Source organism: Neorhizobium sp. USDA 3394, from assembly GCF_056280385.1.
Map to the genome: position 1 here is coordinate 1,748,397 of NZ_JBWCDU010000002.1, position 14,978 is coordinate 1,763,374.

The 14,978-nt window shown below is 63.2% G+C and carries 15 protein-coding genes; 14 read left to right on the forward strand and 1 reads right to left on the reverse strand.

The genetic code is table 11. The annotated features are described in order from the left end of the window. Positions 1-24: 24 nt before the first annotated feature. Positions 25-966 (reverse strand): transcriptional regulator GcvA, encoded by a 942-nt coding sequence (gcvA, locus tag ACZ9EJ_RS29830; protein ID WP_046629427.1) that lies wholly within the window; start codon positions 964-966, stop codon positions 25-27. Between the two features lie 183 nt (positions 967-1,149). Between gcvA and speB the strand changes: the two genes are divergently transcribed. The 14 genes from speB (at position 1,150) to ACZ9EJ_RS29900 (ending at position 14,932) form a co-directional block, all read left to right on the forward strand. After that, positions 1,150-2,208: an agmatinase gene (speB, locus tag ACZ9EJ_RS29835; protein ID WP_046629429.1), complete on the forward strand. Its 1,059-nt coding sequence runs from the start codon at positions 1,150-1,152 to the stop codon at positions 2,206-2,208. A gap of 74 nt (positions 2,209-2,282) precedes the next feature. After that, positions 2,283-3,371, forward strand: coding sequence for an ABC transporter substrate-binding protein (locus ACZ9EJ_RS29840; RefSeq protein ID WP_046629430.1), 1,089 nt, complete (start codon positions 2,283-2,285; stop codon positions 3,369-3,371). Positions 3,372-3,528: 157 nt separating this feature from the next. After that, positions 3,529-4,566 carry an ABC transporter ATP-binding protein gene (locus tag ACZ9EJ_RS29845; RefSeq protein ID WP_046629432.1) on the forward strand — a complete coding sequence of 346 codons (1,038 nt, stop codon included), beginning with the start codon at positions 3,529-3,531 and terminating at the stop codon, positions 4,564-4,566. After that, a complete protein-coding gene (locus ACZ9EJ_RS29850; protein ID WP_046629434.1) occupies positions 4,563-5,417 on the forward strand; it encodes an ABC transporter permease in 855 nt (284 codons plus the stop codon). The genes ACZ9EJ_RS29845 and ACZ9EJ_RS29850 overlap by 4 nt, the downstream gene beginning before the upstream one ends. Then, positions 5,414-6,208 (forward strand): ABC transporter permease, encoded by a 795-nt coding sequence (locus ACZ9EJ_RS29855; RefSeq protein WP_046629436.1) that lies wholly within the window; start codon positions 5,414-5,416, stop codon positions 6,206-6,208. The genes ACZ9EJ_RS29850 and ACZ9EJ_RS29855 overlap by 4 nt, the downstream gene beginning before the upstream one ends. Positions 6,209-6,220: 12 nt before the next feature. After that, on the forward strand, positions 6,221-6,991 hold the full coding sequence (locus ACZ9EJ_RS29860) for a carbon-nitrogen hydrolase family protein (protein WP_046629438.1): 771 nt from the start codon (positions 6,221-6,223) through the stop codon (positions 6,989-6,991). A 110-nt stretch (positions 6,992-7,101) separates the two neighbouring features. Next, on the forward strand, positions 7,102-8,181 hold the full coding sequence (locus ACZ9EJ_RS29865; RefSeq protein WP_052754060.1) for an iron-containing alcohol dehydrogenase: 1,080 nt from the start codon (positions 7,102-7,104) through the stop codon (positions 8,179-8,181). 59 nt (positions 8,182-8,240) lie between these two features. Continuing rightward, the gene (locus ACZ9EJ_RS29870; protein ID WP_046629442.1) at positions 8,241-9,143 is read left to right on the forward strand and encodes an IclR family transcriptional regulator; all 903 of its coding nucleotides are present in this window, start codon (positions 8,241-8,243) and stop codon (positions 9,141-9,143) included. Between the two features lie 224 nt (positions 9,144-9,367). Beyond that, positions 9,368-10,417, forward strand: a complete 1,050-nt coding sequence (gtdA, locus tag ACZ9EJ_RS29875) for a gentisate 1,2-dioxygenase (protein WP_080954059.1) — start codon at positions 9,368-9,370, stop codon at positions 10,415-10,417. Positions 10,418-10,445: 28 nt separating this feature from the next. Continuing rightward, entirely contained in the window at positions 10,446-11,315 is an 870-nt protein-coding gene (locus ACZ9EJ_RS29880) for a fumarylacetoacetate hydrolase family protein (RefSeq protein ID WP_046629444.1), read from the forward strand. After that, entirely contained in the window at positions 11,312-11,812 is a 501-nt protein-coding gene (locus ACZ9EJ_RS29885; RefSeq protein WP_046629446.1) for a MarR family winged helix-turn-helix transcriptional regulator, read from the forward strand. Before ACZ9EJ_RS29880 ends, ACZ9EJ_RS29885 begins: the two co-directional genes overlap by 4 nt. Before the next feature lie 183 nt (positions 11,813-11,995). Next, positions 11,996-13,054, forward strand: a complete 1,059-nt coding sequence (locus tag ACZ9EJ_RS29890; protein WP_046629448.1) for an alcohol dehydrogenase — start codon at positions 11,996-11,998, stop codon at positions 13,052-13,054. Beyond that, a complete protein-coding gene (locus tag ACZ9EJ_RS29895; RefSeq protein ID WP_476100401.1) occupies positions 13,051-14,013 on the forward strand; it encodes a thioesterase family protein in 963 nt (320 codons plus the stop codon). The genes ACZ9EJ_RS29890 and ACZ9EJ_RS29895 overlap by 4 nt, the downstream gene beginning before the upstream one ends. 103 nt (positions 14,014-14,116) lie before the next feature. After that, on the forward strand, positions 14,117-14,932 hold the full coding sequence (locus ACZ9EJ_RS29900; RefSeq protein ID WP_046629452.1) for an SDR family oxidoreductase: 816 nt from the start codon (positions 14,117-14,119) through the stop codon (positions 14,930-14,932). Positions 14,933-14,978 lie beyond the last annotated feature (46 nt).

The window sequence follows — 14,978 nt, forward strand, 5'->3', positions numbered from 1 at the left end:
CGGCCAATGGATATAGGATAGATATCAGGCGCGGCGGCCGCGCAACAGGATGCGAGCGGAGGTATGCGGTTCGGCGAGTTGATCTGCCTCCAGCGAGGCGAACAGCCAGTCGATGAAGACACGCACGATCGGCGCCGACCGCATGGCCGGCCGGCAGGCAACGTAGAAGGCATCGTTGGCCGGAACGCTCAAGTCGAAGGGCACGACCAGCTCGCCGCGGGCGATCAGCTTGCTGGCAGTGATCGTGTCGCCGAGCGCGATCCCCTGGCCGTGCAGCGCCGCCTCCGTCGAAAACCGGGCATCGCCCATGAAATATTGCTGCCTGCGCGGCAGGTCGATCGCATCGGCGGCGGAAAGCCAGGTGTTCCACTCGCGCCCGTCCGCGTCCCCATGCAGCAGGACATGGTCTTCCAGATCGCGCATCGAGCGCAGTGGCCGGCTGTTGAGCAGGGTCGGGCTGGCGATCGGAAATAGCTGCAGGTTGCTCCACAGCCGCGTCCAGGCATCCGGCCAGTTGCCGTCGCCGTAAAGGACGGCCACGTCGACATCCGACGAATGCAGCACTGCTGGATCGTTGGAGGCGGCGAGCTTCAGCCGGACGCCCGGAAACTGCTCGGTGAATGAGTTGAGACGCGGCACGATCCAGAAAGACAACAGCGCGGGCACGCAGGTGATCGACAGTTCGCCCGATGTCGCCGGCCGTTTCATCTGCGCGGTCGCGGCGGCGATCTCGCCGAAGGCCTGGCTGACGGCAGGAAGCAAGAGAGCGCCCTCGGAAGTGAGCTTCAGTCGCTTGGCGCCGCGCTCGAACAGCGAGACCTGCAGCGAGCTTTCCAGCGCCTTGATCTGATGGCTGACCGCGCCGTGGGTAACGTTGAGCTCCCGCGCCGCCGCCGAAACCGAGCCGCGGCGGGCGGTGGCCTCGAAGGCGCGCAGGGGATTGAGCGGCGGCAGACGGTTGCTCATCTTGATCCCGGACTGCTCCTCGGATTGATCTTAACTGTTAGTTTTTCTCACAGCTACTGCTAGAACAATCTCAATTGCTTTTCCACCCGCACCTGACGGATAATGATGAAAACAAGGGCGACAAGCCCGGCGGAACAAAAATTAGGCTGCACACAAGCAGCTCTGCAGACAGGTGAGGCGATCATGACATTCGATGCGAAGAAGCTCGAGGAACTGCGCGCAAAATATCTCGACAGCCCCGGCGGCGAGATCTTCGATCCGAAATTTAAGAAGGTCGGCGAGAAGATCTTCGACAAGGCCGGCACCCGCGTCGCGCCCTATGCTGGCATCCCCACGCTTCTTGATGCGCCCTACAGGCCGCTCGACGCGGAGAACCCGGATTTCGGTGACCTGCAGGTGGCGATGGTCGGCATGCCTATGGATCTCGGCGTCACCAACCGCCCGGGTTCGCGCTTCGGGCCGCGGGCCCTGCGCACGATCGAGCGCGTCGGCCCCTATAACCACGTGATGGAATGCGCGCCGATCTACGAACTCAATGTCGCCGATATCGGCGACGTGGCCTTCCGCAGCCGCTATCGGCTGGAAATGAGCCATGACGACATCGAAAAGCGCGTGGGCCAGATCGTCGATGCCGGTGTATTGCCGCTCTCGGTCGGCGGTGACCATTCGATCACCCATCCGATCCTGAAGGCCGTCGGCAAAAAGGCGCCGGTCGGCATGATCCATATCGATGCCCATTGCGATACGAGCGGATTCTTCGACGAAACGAAGTTCCACCACGGCGGCCCGTTCCGCAACGCGGTGCTGGACGGCGTGCTCGATCCCACCCGCACGATCCAGATCGGCATCCGGGGTGCCGCCGAATATCTCTGGGAATTCTCCTACGAGTCCGGCATGACCGTCATCCATGCGGAGGAAGTGACCGGCATGGGGCTGCCCGCGATCATCGAGAAGGCCAGACAAATCGTCGGCGACGGCCCGACCTATGTCTCCTTCGATATCGACAGCCTCGACCCAAGCTTTGCGCCCGGCACCGGCACGCCCGAGATCGGCGGGCTCACCACCCGCGAAGTGCTTGAACTGATCCGCGGCCTCAAAGGCATCAACATCGTCGGCGGCGATGTGGTCGAGGTCGCACCGCAATATGACGCGACCAACAACACGGCGCATGCGGGCGCCCAGATATTGTTCGAAATTTTGAGCCTGATGGTCTTCAGCCCTTCCGTGAAGGGCCGCGCCTGACATAAACTGCAGACAACAAGGGAACTCGCCAGCCGGTGAAACACCGGCTGGCCTAAAAAACAAAGGAGAAAATCATGCGTGACATTCTGAACGCCAAACTCGGTCGCCGCAGCGTGCTCGGTGCCGGTGTTGCCGGTGCCTCCATGCTGGCCATGCCGTCGGTGCTGCGCGCCCAGGACAAGTCGCTGAAGGTCGGCGTCTATGGCGGCTTCTTCAAGGATTCGTTCGACAAGAACATCTTTCCGGACTTCACCAAGGCGACCGGCATAGCGATTGAATCCGTCGCCGAGCCGACCGGGGAAGCCTGGCTGGTTCAGCTCGAACAGGCCGCCAAGGCGGGCGCTGCTCCGGCCGACGTCTCGATGATGTCGCAGGTCGCGATGCTGAAGGGCCAGACCACCAATCTCTGGGCGCCGCTCGATGCCGCCAAGCTGCCGAACTCCAAGAACCTCATCGCCAACTTCGTCAACAAATATCCGGATGGCAAGATCGCCGGCATCGGCGCCGTCTCCTGGTACATCACGCTGGTGACCAACACGCAGGCCTACAAGGAAGCACCGACCTCCTGGGCAGCGCTGTGGGAGAAGGCGAATGCCGACAAGCTTGGCCTTTTGGCGCTTGTTTCCAACTCTTTCCTGCTTGAAGTGACGGCGAAGACCTTCATGGGCGGCACCAAGGCGCTCGACACCGACGAGGGCATCCTCAAGGCGCTCGAAAAGCTCTCGGAAGTGAAGCCGAACGTCCGCCTCTGGTATCGCGACGAAGCGCAGTTCGAACAGGCGCTGAAATCCGGCGAAATCCCGATGGGCCAGTATTACCACGACGTCACAGGCCTTGCCGCCTCGCAGGGCAGCCCCGTCCGCTCGACCTTCCCGAAGGAAGGCGGCATCCAGGACAGCGGCTGCTGGGCGCTGTCGCGTGCCTCGAAGAAGACCGAGGAAGCGCATACGTTCATCAACTACATGTGCCAGCCGGCCATCCAGGCGACTCTCTCGCGGAAAGTCGGCACCTCGCCGACCGTCAAGCGCGACCTGCTCGACCTTACCGCCGCCGAATTCGCCTCGGTCTCTTCCGATATCGAGCCGATCATCCCGCGTTACGATCTCTACCAGACCAAGTCCGACTTCCTGAACCAGAAGTGGACGGAAATGATCGCGGGTTGATCTCAATCCGCATAAGGCCGGAGCCGGAAGCCCCCTCACCCGGCCTCCGCTTCGCTCGGCCACCCTCTCCCCAAGCGGAGAGGGTGGCGGCAGGCGGATGAGGGGGGACTACTGCATGCTCTCGACGAAATAAGCGAGCTAAAACCGCGGAGACCGCATGTCCGGATTGAACCTCAACCATGTGACGAAGCAGTTCGGCAACTTCACGGCCGTCAACGACGTGAACCTGTCGGTGCCGGACGGCACGTTCGTCTGCCTGCTCGGACCGTCGGGCTGCGGCAAGACCACGCTGATGCGGATGATCGCGGGCCTGGATCTTCCGACCGGCGGCTCGATCCAGCTCGGCGGCGCCGATATCACCCAGGTGCCGACCCACAAGCGCGACCTCGGCATGGTTTTCCAGTCGCTGGCGCTGTTCCCGCACCTGACGGTCGGAGAAAACATCGCCTATTCGCTGCGAATCCGAGGTACGCCCAAGGACATACAGAAGAAGCGCGTCGACGAACTGCTGGCGATGATACATCTGCCGGGTTTTGCCGATCGTTCCGTGGCAAAACTCTCCGGCGGCCAAAGGCAACGCGTGGCGATCGCCCGCGCACTCGCCATCTCGCCAAAGCTTTTCCTGCTCGACGAGCCGTTGTCTGCGCTCGATGCGAAGCTGCGCGAGGCGATGCAGGTGGAACTGCGCCAACTTCAGCAGCGGCTCGGCATTACCACCATTGTCGTTACCCATGACCAGCGCGAGGCGATGACAATGGCCGATACCGTCGTCGTCATGAACGGCGGCGAGATCCGCCAGGCGGCCGCCCCGGTCGATATCTACCGCCGCCCAGCCGATAGTTTCGTCGCCGATTTCATCGGCCAGACCAACCTCCTGCCCGTCGCAGCCGACAGCGCCGGCCGCGCCAGCGTGCTCGGCGAACTGGTCGAGGGTATAGCGCTCCCCGCCGGTGCGGCAAAAGGCATGCTCTCGGTGAGGCCGGAAGACGTGCAGCTCACCGCCCCCGGTCACGGGGCGATTGCCGGCACCGTCACCTTCATCCGTGATCTCGGCGGGGCGATCGAAACCTTCGTGGAGGCGGGCGGCACCCAGGTGATCGCGGTATCCTCGCCGCGCAACCGGCCGGACGTTTCGGTCGGCCAGAGCGTCGGCATCAGGCTCGATCCGGCCACCAGCGTGGTGCTCGCCAGATGAGACGCGAACCGCCGCAACGCCTTGCCGATTACGGACCGCTCTTTTTCCCGGCGGGCATGCTGATCGTGTTCTTCGTGGTGCCGTTCGCCACGATGATCGCGGTCTCCGTGTTTCAGCGTGAACAAGGCGGTTTCTATACGCCCGCCTTCGTATTCGACAACTATGCCCGTTTCCTCAGCCTGTTCTTCGGCAAGGTCCTCGGCTTTTCGCTGTTCCTGGCGATCGCAGTCGCGGCGGCCTGCGTCGTGATCGGCATTCCCTTCACCTATCTCCTCTCCCGCTCGCCCCGAAAGATCCAGATCGTCTGGCTGGTGGCGCTGCTCTCCATCCTGTCGCTCTCGGAAGTGATGATCGGTTTTGCCTGGTCGACGCTGTTTTCGCGCACCGCCGGCATCACCAACCTGTTCGTCTGGCTGGGGCTTATGGCCCAGGCCCAGGCATTGACCCCGAGTTTCGGCGCGGTCATGACCGCCATGACCTATCAGGCCTTCCCCTACACGGTACTGGTCCTCTATCCGGCGCTGGTGCGCCTCGACCCGACGCTCACCGAAGCGGCGCGCACGCTCGGCGCCTCGCCGGTCAAGGCCTTCTTCACCGTCGTGGTGCCGGCGCTGCGCAACACCATTCTGGCGACGCTGATCATGGTCTTCATCTTCGCGCTCGGCTCCTACCTGCTGCCGCAACTGCTCGGAAGGCCCCAGCACTGGACGCTGTCGGTGCTGATCACCGACCAGGCGATCTACCAATCGAACATGCCGTTTGCCGCCGCCATGGCCGTTTTCCTTGTGCTCGTGTCGCTGGCATTGGTCGGTCTCGCGCTCTATGCCGGACAGCAGAGGCAAGCGAAATGACAACAATGCGCCGCCTCTTCTTCTTCGTCGTCGGCCTGTTCCTGGCTCTGCCGCTGATCGTCGTCGCCGGCGTGTCGATCAATGCGCGCCAGACGCTCGCCTTCCCGCCGCAGGGCTTTTCGCTCTCCTGGTACGGCCAGATCTTCACCAATCCCGAATGGCGCAATGCGCTGGTCGCCTCGCTGACGCTTGCCGCCTCCTCGGCGCTTCTGGCGCTGCTGATCGCACTGCCGCTTGCCTGGTTCCTGTGGCGGCGGATCGCCCCCTGGGCCAACATATTCCAGCTTCTCGGTGTGGCGCCCTTCACCCTGCCGCCAGTCATTACCGCGCTCGGGCTGCTTACCTTCTGGGCGACGACCGGCTTTTACGGCCAACCATGGACGGCGGTGATCAGCCACGGCATCTTCTTCGTCACGCTGCCGCTGGTGACCCTGTCGCTCGGCTTTTCGGCGATCGACCGTTCTCTGGTGGAAGCGGCCGCCACCATGGGTGCCGACGACCGGGTCATCTTCAGAACCGTCGTACTGCCGCTGATCCTGCCCTATCTCGTTTCCGGTTACGCCTTCGCCTTCGTTCTGTCGCTGAACGAATATATTGTCGCCTACATGACCGTTGGTTTCACCATGGAAACCCTGCCGATCAAGATCTTCAACGCGCTGCGCTACGGCTATACGCCGACCATGGCCGCGGTGACGGTGCTTTTCCTGGTCATCGCGGCAGTGATTTTCGGCCTGGTGGCGCGCTTCGGCGACCTGCCGAAACTCTTGGGCGCCATGTCGGACGAGCGCTAAAGGAACGAGCCCATGAAGATCGCCGGTTTCCAGATGCAGCCCGTCGTCGGCGACATCGAGGCGAACCTCGCCAAGATCGAGACGGCGGCCGATGAGGCGGCCGCCAAGGGCGCCACCCTGCTGATCGCCCCGGAACTGGCGCTGACCGGTTATGGCGCGGCGGAGAAATTTCCCGATCTCGCCACGCCCGCGCACGGCCCGGTAACCGACCGGCTGTCGGAGATCGCCGCCAAACATGGGCTGGCGATCGTCGCCGGCTTTGCCGAAAAGACCTTCGAAAACACCTTCAACAGTGCCTTCTTCACCGACGGCAAGGGCCAGACGGCGGTCTATCGCAAATGCAATCTCTACGGCCCCTATGAGCGCAAGTGGTTCGCACAGGAAGATCGCCGCCAGGTTCTGGTGACGCACGAAGGCGTCAGGCTCGGGTTCCTGATCTGCTACGATGTCGAATTCCCGGAAAACGTCCGGCAGCTCGCAAAGGGCGGCGCCGATCTCGTCGTCGTGCCGACAGCGCTGCCGACCGGCTGGTCCGGTCAGTTCATCGCCGAGCACATGATCCAGGTCCGCGCCTTCGAGAACCAGGTTTTTGTCGCCTATATCAACCATTGCGGCTCCGACGATCTGTTCGCCTATGCCGGCCTTTCGCGGATCGCGGCACCGGACGGCAGGTTGATTGCCGAGGCACCCGCCGAGGGTGAGGCCCTGATCATCGCCGAGATCGATCCGACGGCCTACGCCCAGTCGCGGGCGGAGAACACCTATCTCGCCGATCTCATTTGAGTCCCGCGCCTCCGGAGTAATCAGCCCAGGTCAATACGACCTTGGCGAAGCTCCCAATTCCTTTGATAATGTTGTATAGCGTTCGGCGTTACAGCATTCCGGGGGGAGGCATGACACGTATATTCCGGGCTCCGGCTTTTTATATCCAGGGTCCCGGGTCCTTAAATCTGCTTGGCGAAAAGGCGGCGACGCTCGGCCGTTCGGTCGTAGCAATCTGCGACGCCGCGGTGTTTCCCCATGTCGAGGCGGGCCTGACCGAAACGCTCACCCGCCAGGATATCACGCCCACCATCATCCCCTTCGATGCGGACGTTACCTACCGGGAAATGGACCGCCTGGCCGAACTGGTTCGCGCCAGGGGCGGCGAAGTGGTGGTCGGCATCGGCGGCGGGCGGACGCTTGATGTCGCCAAGGGTGTGGCACGCCGCACCGGCCTGCCCTTCGTCAGCGTGCCGACTGTCGCCTCCACCGACGCACCCTCGACCCGTGGCATCGTCATCTACGACGACGACCACAGGATGATCGCAGTCGAGCAGATGGACCAGAACCCGGCCTTCGTGATTGTCGACACCGCGATCATCGCCAAAGCCCCTGCCCGGCTGCTGCTCGGTGGCATCGGCGATGCGCTGACCGCAAAATTCGAGACGGAAGGCGCCTGGAAAGGCACCGGCCTTTCAAAGCAGGGCACGCGGCCGCTGAAGACGGGCGTGATGCTCGGCGATATCTGTTACCGTATGCTGCTCGAACACGGGCCGGGTGCCATGCGGGTGGCCGGAACAGGCGAGGTGACACCGGATCTCGAAGCCGTCGTCGAGGCGATCCTCTGGCTCAGCGCCGTCGCCTTCGAAAACACCGGTCTTTCCATCGCCCATGCGGTCGCGACCGAACTCGGCGCGATCGAGCCGGTGCGAAAACAGTCCCTGCACGGCGAACATGCCGCCTATGGCACGCTGGTGCAGGCCGTTGCGGAGGGCCGTAGCGAAGACGAACTGACGACCCTGTTCGGCTTTTACGACGAGATCGGCATGCCGCGCCGGCTTTCGGCGCTTGGCCTCCCGGATGTCGGCGATGCGGCGATCGAGCCTCTTGCGACGGCCTGCGCAAAAAGCCCGTTCATGGTCAATCAGGAACGGATGCTCGGTGCCAATGATCTGGTCGCCGCCTTCCGGGTTGTGGAAAACTACGCTTAAAGCGGGCTCGACCTGCACAAAATATAAATATAATTGTCTGGGAACACAGGGGATTTAGGATGCCGTCAGATAAGACCAAGGCGCCGGAGGAATGGACCCAGCGCCGCATTCAGTCGATCGAGGTCGGCTTCCAGGTCATTCGCGCCATGGAGGCGGCGAACGGCCCGCTGCCGCTGCGCGATATTGCTGCCGCAGCCGGCATGCCGCCCAGCAAGGCGCATCTCTACCTCGTCAGCTTCGTCAAGGAGGGCGTCGCCTTTCAGGATCCGGTCACCGGCCATTACGGGCTCGGGCGCTTCGCGATCCAGCTCGGCCTGTCGGCCATCCGTCAGCTCGACGTGGTGGAATTCGCCCGCGAGGAACTGGCGGCGCTGCAGCGCACCGCCGGTTTCGCGACCTATCTTTCGCTGTGGGGCGACCGCGGGCCGGGCATCGTTTCCAAGGTGGACGGCGAGCGGCAAGGATCGCTTGCCGTGCGCCTCGGCTACGTGCTGCCGCTTCTGACCTCGGCAACCGGCCAGGTCTTCCTCACCTATCTCAACGAAAGCGAAACCATGGCGGTGCGTCAGGACGAGATCGCTGCAGCCAAGCGGGGTGCGTCGGATGACACCGCCTTGCTCTCGCCGCGCGTCACCACCATCAAGGACATCCAGAAGATCATCGAGACCGTGCGCCACCAGGGTTATGCGATGACGGTCAACAGCATCAATTCGAGCTTCGCCGCGATCGCCGCGCCGGTCTTCGACTATAGCGGCCGGATCGTCGCGACCATGACCGTGCTCGGCTCCGACAAACAGCTCGCCGGCTCCCGCAAGAAACCGACGATCGAAGCACTGCTGTCCGCCGCCCACCGGCTTTCCGAACGGCTCGGCGCACCTGGGCGCGGGGCCAAGGGCGAGAACAAAGTCAAGCTGCCCGCGCCGCGCAAGCCGACAAAGGCGAAAAGCACGGCGGGGCGGTGACATTCTGAAAAGTTAAAGCGCCCTCATCCGGCTTCCCCACCTCGTTCTCACCGGAGAGGGGATGTGCCGCGAAATAGCCGCTCCAGCCGCCCAGCGTGCAAGGGGCGCCGAGCGTTACGGAGGCAGAGCATCAGGCCCTCGCGGCCTGCTTCGGTAATTGACCACATCAAATTAATTAGTGTACCTTACGATCTCTGGCTGGAGGAGCCAAGGAGGAGGATTTCATGCATGAGATCGATGCAGCCACCGTTGCGAAACGGGAGGAATTTTATGCGCGGCTCAAGCCGCATAACATGGCACCCCTCTGGGAAGTGATGAAGGGCATGCTGCCGCCCGAGCCGACTTCCAGGGCGCAGGCGCATCGCTGGCGTTACGACGACATCCGCCCGCTGATCCTCGAATCCGGCAGCCTGCTGACCGCCGAGGAGGCGGAACGTCGCGTGCTGATCCTCGAAAACCCCGCCTTCCCGGCCCAGTCGCGTGCCACCTCGACGCTTTATGCCGGCATCCAGATCATCATGCCGGGCGAAGTTGCGCCAGCCCATCGCCACACGCCTTCGGCGCTGCGCTTCATGCTGGAAGGTTCGGGCGCCTATACGACCGTCGGCGGCGAGCGCACCCGCATGGCGTTCGGCGATTTCGTCATCACGCCCGTCTGGGCCTGGCACGACCACGGCAATGACGGTTCCGACCCGGCCGCCTGGCTGGACGGTCTCGACGTGCCGATGATCGCCTTTTTCGAAGCGGTGTTCCGCGAAGATTCCAACGACACCGAACAGGAACTGCTTCGGCCGGAAGGCGACTCGCTCGCCCGTTTCGGCTCCGGCATGCTGCCGATCAGCGGTTCCAGCCCCTATGGCCAGACGACGCCGATCTTCAACTATCCCTATGAGCGCAGCCGCGAAGCGCTTTACCGCGCATCCCGCGGCGAGGCGGTCGACACGCATATCGGCACGACGCTGCGGTACTCCAATCCGCTCGACGGCGGCTGGACCATGCCGACCATGTCTGCCTGGCTCAGCCATTTCCCGAAGGGCATGGAAACGGCAAACATCCGCTCCACGGACCATATCGTCATGTGCATCGCCGAAGGCACCGGCTCGATTACAATAGGCGCGAAAACCTTCGACTTCGGCCCCAAGGACGTGATCGTCGTGCCCGGCTGGTCGTGGCGCTCGTTCAAGGCGAACGAGGACGTCGTCGTGTTCTGCTTCTCCGACCGCGTGGCGCAGGAGAAGCTTGGCTATTTCCGCGAAGACCGCACCCGCGTCTGAGCGAACACCAGGATCAGGGAGAGAAATCATGCGTTTTTGTCGCTACGACGATAATCGTCTCGGCGTGGTCGTCGGCGATCAGGTGAAGGACGTCACAAGCGTCCTCGATCGCCTGCCGAACTACCGTTACCCCTTCCCCCACGGCGACCAGTTCATGGCCCATTTCGCGGACTTGCGGCCCGTCATGGAAGAGATGGCGAAGACCGCACCGTCTAAGCCGCTGCCGGACGTCGCGCTTCTCAGCCCGATCGCCAATCCCGGCAAGATCGTCGGCGCCCCGGTCAACTACCGGCTCCACCTCGACGAGGTGCTGGACAGCGACCAGTTGCATCACGGCATGAAGATCAAGCCGATCGCCGAGGCCGGCGTGTTCCTGAAGGCGGTCAGCTCGCTGGTCGGCCCGTCGGAAGGCGTCGTCGTCGACTGGGCAGACCGGCGCACCGACCACGAGATCGAACTCGCCGTCATCATCGGCAGACAAGCGTTTCGCGTGTCGGAAGCCGATGCGCTGGATTATGTCGCCGGTTATGCCATCTGCTACGACATCACCATCCGCGGCCCGGAAGAGCGCAGCTACCGCAAGTCGCTCGACACGTTCAGCGTCCTCGGCCCCTATGTGGTGACCGCAGACGAGATCCCGAACCCGAACAATCTCGATTTCGAACTCACGATCGGCGGCGAGACCCGGCAGAAATCCAACACCAGCATGCTGATCTTCAACGTCCAGAAGCTGATCGAATTTGCCAGCAAGGCCTACACGCTCTATCCCGGCGACATCATCATGACCGGCACGCCGGAAGGCGTCGCCCCGATCGCTCCCGGCGACGTGCTGCACGGCACGTTCGAAGGCATCGGCTCGATGGACGTGAAGGTCTACGGCAACTGGGACAAGACATGAGTTCGGAGCCCACCCCATCGGCAGAGAAGGACGGCCATGCCGTCCTTCTCGACGGTGTCGTCGGCATTCGCATCCGCCGCCTGCAGGCGCTGTTCGGCAGCCATTGGCAGACCTGGTTCCGCGCCCGCTCGCTAGCGGTCACCCCGGTCCAGGGCGGCGTGCTGCTGCTGATCCGCCGTTATCCCGGCATCAGCCAGATCGCGCTTGCCCGCCGCCTGCGCATCGAACCGCCGACGCTGGTGCAGACGCTCGGCCCGCTCATCAAACACAAACTCGTCGAACGCGACCGCGCCACCGATGACGGCCGCGTCTACGAACTGCGCCTCACCAAGAACGGACTCGAGGCCGCCGCCCTGGTGGAAACCTCGACGCCGCAGCACGAGGCCGACCTGCTGCGGTTTCTTTCGCCGGAGGAGCGACAGGCATTTCTGGAACTGCTCGACAAGGCGATTGCGGGCGCTGAGGCGGCGATCGAGGGGCAGGAAAAGGCGGAGTAGCGCCTGCCTCCCCATCCTCATCCCTGTGCTTGTCACAGGGATGAGGATGGCGTGGGAGCATCCATATCCCAGACGCCAAGCACCACAACCAGCGCTATCTTCTCAACCAACCAGCCATTTCCCGATTGCCACATAACAGGCGGCCTGATACTCATTTCTCAGCATCTGGGAGGAGCGAAAATCATGCGGTCATGGCAGGTATTCGAGGCATCGGAAGTGCTGCGGGAGGTCGAGGACGCGACCCCTGAACCGACAGGTGGCGAGGTCGTCGTCTCGGTGTCCCATTGCGGGCTCTGCCATTCGGACCTGACCCTGTGGAAGGGCATTTTCGACATGGGCGACAGGCAAGTGTCGATCGACAGTATCGGGATGAAGTACCCGCTCACCCTCGGCCATGAAATCCTGGGCACCGTCACCGCCGTCGGCCCTGAGGTCAAGGACGTCAAGGTCGGCGATGTCAGGCTCGTTTATCCGTGGCTCGGCTGCGGCGAGTGCGAAACCTGCCGCGCGGGCCAGGAAAACCTCTGCATGCAGGGCCGGCCGCTCGGCATGCGCAGGCCCGGCGGTTTCGGCAGCCATGTGGTGGTGCCGCATAGCCGTTACCTGATCGATACCGGCGATCTCGACCCCGCACTTGCCGCCACCTATGCCTGCTCGGGCCTTACCGCCTATTCGGCGATCAAAAAGGCCATGCCGGTTCGCCCCGACGAGGCGATCGTGGTGGTTGGGGCGGGCGGGCTGGGCCTCAGCGGCATCGTCATCCTGAAGGCGCTCGGGCACCGTAATATCGTTGTGGTCGATGTTTCGGAAGAGAAGCTGAAGATCGCAACCGAGGCCGGCGCTCAGAAAACTGTGCTTTCGACCGGCGACGACATGACGAAGAGGATCGTCGATACGGTCGGCCGGCCCGTGCGAACCATCATTGATTTCGTCAACAACAGCCAGACGGCGGCCTTTTGCTTCCCGGCGCTGGCGCGCGGTGGCCGTATCATCATGGTCGGCATGTTCGGCGGCCAGCTTACCATCCCGACAATGCGGATGGCGCAAGGCGGCCTGAGCCTGATCGGCAGCATCACCGGCTCGCTGCAGGAATTGCGGGACCTGGTCGAGCTCGCAAAAAGCGGAAAACTCGACGCTATTCCCTATGAGGCGGTGCCGAAATCATCGATCAACGAGGCGATGAACCGGCTCTCCAAGGGTGCCGTCAAGGGACGTATCGTTCTGGAGGAGGAGCCGGCGTGAGTGCGCAACAGGCAGAAATGATCGAAGCTCCAATGATCGAGGTTTGGCGCGGCAGCGTGCGCCAGTGGGAAGTGGACGAGAACGCCCACTGGAACACCCAGTATTATGTCGCCCGTGCCAACGAAGGCCTTGCAGTACTCTTCGGCTTCAACGGCCTGCCCGGCCTGTTCTCGCCAACATCAGCCACGACAATCGCCTATAACGAGCATCACATCCGCTTCCACCGCGAGGCCCATGCCGGCACGTCGCTGCACATGACCGCCGGCTTCCTCGAGATCGGCGAAACGACGGCGTTTGCGGTTCTCATGCTGCACAACAGCCATTCCGGCCAACTGGCCGCGAGCTTCCGGGTGCGGGTGACCCATGTGGATGCGACCGACCTCAAGACGCCCCGACCCTGGCCGGCGACTTTCCGCGAAAAAGCTTCCGCCGGGCTGGTCGAGGCTCCCAAGGAGGCATTGGCGCGCGGCACCGGCGACGAACCGGTTACGATCAGCGCCTCCCGCGACCGGGCGGTTGCGCTCGGCCTGAAGCGCACCGCGATGAGCCTGATCGAACGGGAGGCTTGCGACGCCTTCAACCGTCTCGGCTCGCAGAAATTCATCGGCGCGGTCGGCGGCGGAGTGAAGCAGTTGACCGGCCCAATCCGCGAGATCGTCAGCAAACATGCCGAAACGCCGCCCGGCAAGCTCGGCGGCGCGGTACTGGAGTTCCGCATCCTTTATGGGGAAACACCGCGCGTCGGCGACTGTTTCGAGATCTGGGGCGGGCTGCAGAAGACCGACCAGCGCGTCATGTCGCTGATCTTCTGGATGGTCGACCCCTTCACGGGAAGGGTGTTCGGCACGATGCAGTCGGTCGCGGTGGTGTTCGATCTCGATGCGCGGGCGATCGTGCAGATCTCTCCGGCTGCCACCGAGGCGCTTGCTTCGCTGGTGACCGAGGGGCTGGCGCTTTAACAGCTCCTGGTGGCGCGATCCGCTAGTCGATTGGCATCTCCTGCCAGTGCGCGTGGCACGGTCTGCCCATACCTTTGTGTTCATCAACACGAAGGAGAACCCCATGACCAAGACCATCCTCATCACCGGCACGTCCAGCGGCCTCGGACGCGCCACCGCCAAGCTCTTCCACCAGAACGGCTGGAACGTCATCGCGACGATGCGCACGCCCGAGCGGGAGACTGAACTGACGAAGCTCGACAATGTGCTGGTCACCCGTCTCGACGTTCAGGACGCGCCCTCCATCCGCTCGGCAATCGATGCGGGGATCGCCAGGTTCGGACGCATCGATGCTCTGGTGAACAATGCGGGCTATGGCGCATATGGCCCGCTGGAGGCGACGCCCTTCGACAAAATCCGTCGTCAGTTCGACGTCAACGTCCTTGGCCTGCTGGCGACGACACAGGCGGTGCTCCCTCATTTCCGCGCCAACCGCGGCGGGACCATCGTCAATATCTCGTCGATTGGCGGCCGCATGGCCTTCCCGCTGGGCACGCTCTATCACGGCACGAAATTCGCCGTGGAGGGCCTGTCGGAGTCGATGCAGTACGAACTCGCGCCGCTGGGCATCACCGTCAAGGTCATCGAACCGGGCGGCATCAGGACCGACTTCAGCGGCCGCTCATTCGACATGAGCAATGATGAGAGCCTCACCGAATATCAGCCGCTCGTGCAGTCGCTGTTCGGCTTCTTCGGCCCGATGATGGAGAATGCCTCCGAGCCTGAGCTTGTGGCCGAGGTGATCTATGGAGCCACCACTGATGGCACCGACCAGCTTCGCTATGCGGCCGGCGCGGACGCAGTGCAGATACTCGGAAGTCGGGCTGTATCCGACGACGCAACCTTCTTCGGCGGCATGAAGGCACAGTTCGGGCTTTGACAATCCTCCTGTCGCTCCGCGCCATCCCCTGGCGCGGAGCGATAGA

What these genes read in the sequence shown, in the direction of transcription:
- gcvA (WP_046629427.1), bottom strand. Translation starts at nt 966, where the DNA reads ATGAGCAACCGTCTGCCGCCGCTCAATCCCCTGCGCGCCTTCGAGGCC.
- speB (WP_046629429.1), top strand. Translation starts at nt 1,150, where the DNA reads ATGACATTCGATGCGAAGAAGCTCGAGGAACTGCGCGCAAAATATCTC.
- ACZ9EJ_RS29840 (WP_046629430.1), top strand. Translation starts at nt 2,283, where the DNA reads ATGCGTGACATTCTGAACGCCAAACTCGGTCGCCGCAGCGTGCTCGGT.
- ACZ9EJ_RS29845 (WP_046629432.1), top strand. Translation starts at nt 3,529, where the DNA reads ATGTCCGGATTGAACCTCAACCATGTGACGAAGCAGTTCGGCAACTTC.
- ACZ9EJ_RS29850 (WP_046629434.1), top strand. Translation starts at nt 4,563, where the DNA reads ATGAGACGCGAACCGCCGCAACGCCTTGCCGATTACGGACCGCTCTTT.
- ACZ9EJ_RS29855 (WP_046629436.1), top strand. Translation starts at nt 5,414, where the DNA reads ATGACAACAATGCGCCGCCTCTTCTTCTTCGTCGTCGGCCTGTTCCTG.
- ACZ9EJ_RS29860 (WP_046629438.1), top strand. Translation starts at nt 6,221, where the DNA reads ATGAAGATCGCCGGTTTCCAGATGCAGCCCGTCGTCGGCGACATCGAG.
- ACZ9EJ_RS29865 (WP_052754060.1), top strand. Translation starts at nt 7,102, where the DNA reads ATGACACGTATATTCCGGGCTCCGGCTTTTTATATCCAGGGTCCCGGG.
- ACZ9EJ_RS29870 (WP_046629442.1), top strand. Translation starts at nt 8,241, where the DNA reads ATGCCGTCAGATAAGACCAAGGCGCCGGAGGAATGGACCCAGCGCCGC.
- gtdA (WP_080954059.1), top strand. Translation starts at nt 9,368, where the DNA reads ATGCATGAGATCGATGCAGCCACCGTTGCGAAACGGGAGGAATTTTAT.
- ACZ9EJ_RS29880 (WP_046629444.1), top strand. Translation starts at nt 10,446, where the DNA reads ATGCGTTTTTGTCGCTACGACGATAATCGTCTCGGCGTGGTCGTCGGC.
- ACZ9EJ_RS29885 (WP_046629446.1), top strand. Translation starts at nt 11,312, where the DNA reads ATGAGTTCGGAGCCCACCCCATCGGCAGAGAAGGACGGCCATGCCGTC.
- ACZ9EJ_RS29890 (WP_046629448.1), top strand. Translation starts at nt 11,996, where the DNA reads ATGCGGTCATGGCAGGTATTCGAGGCATCGGAAGTGCTGCGGGAGGTC.
- ACZ9EJ_RS29900 (WP_046629452.1), top strand. Translation starts at nt 14,117, where the DNA reads ATGACCAAGACCATCCTCATCACCGGCACGTCCAGCGGCCTCGGACGC.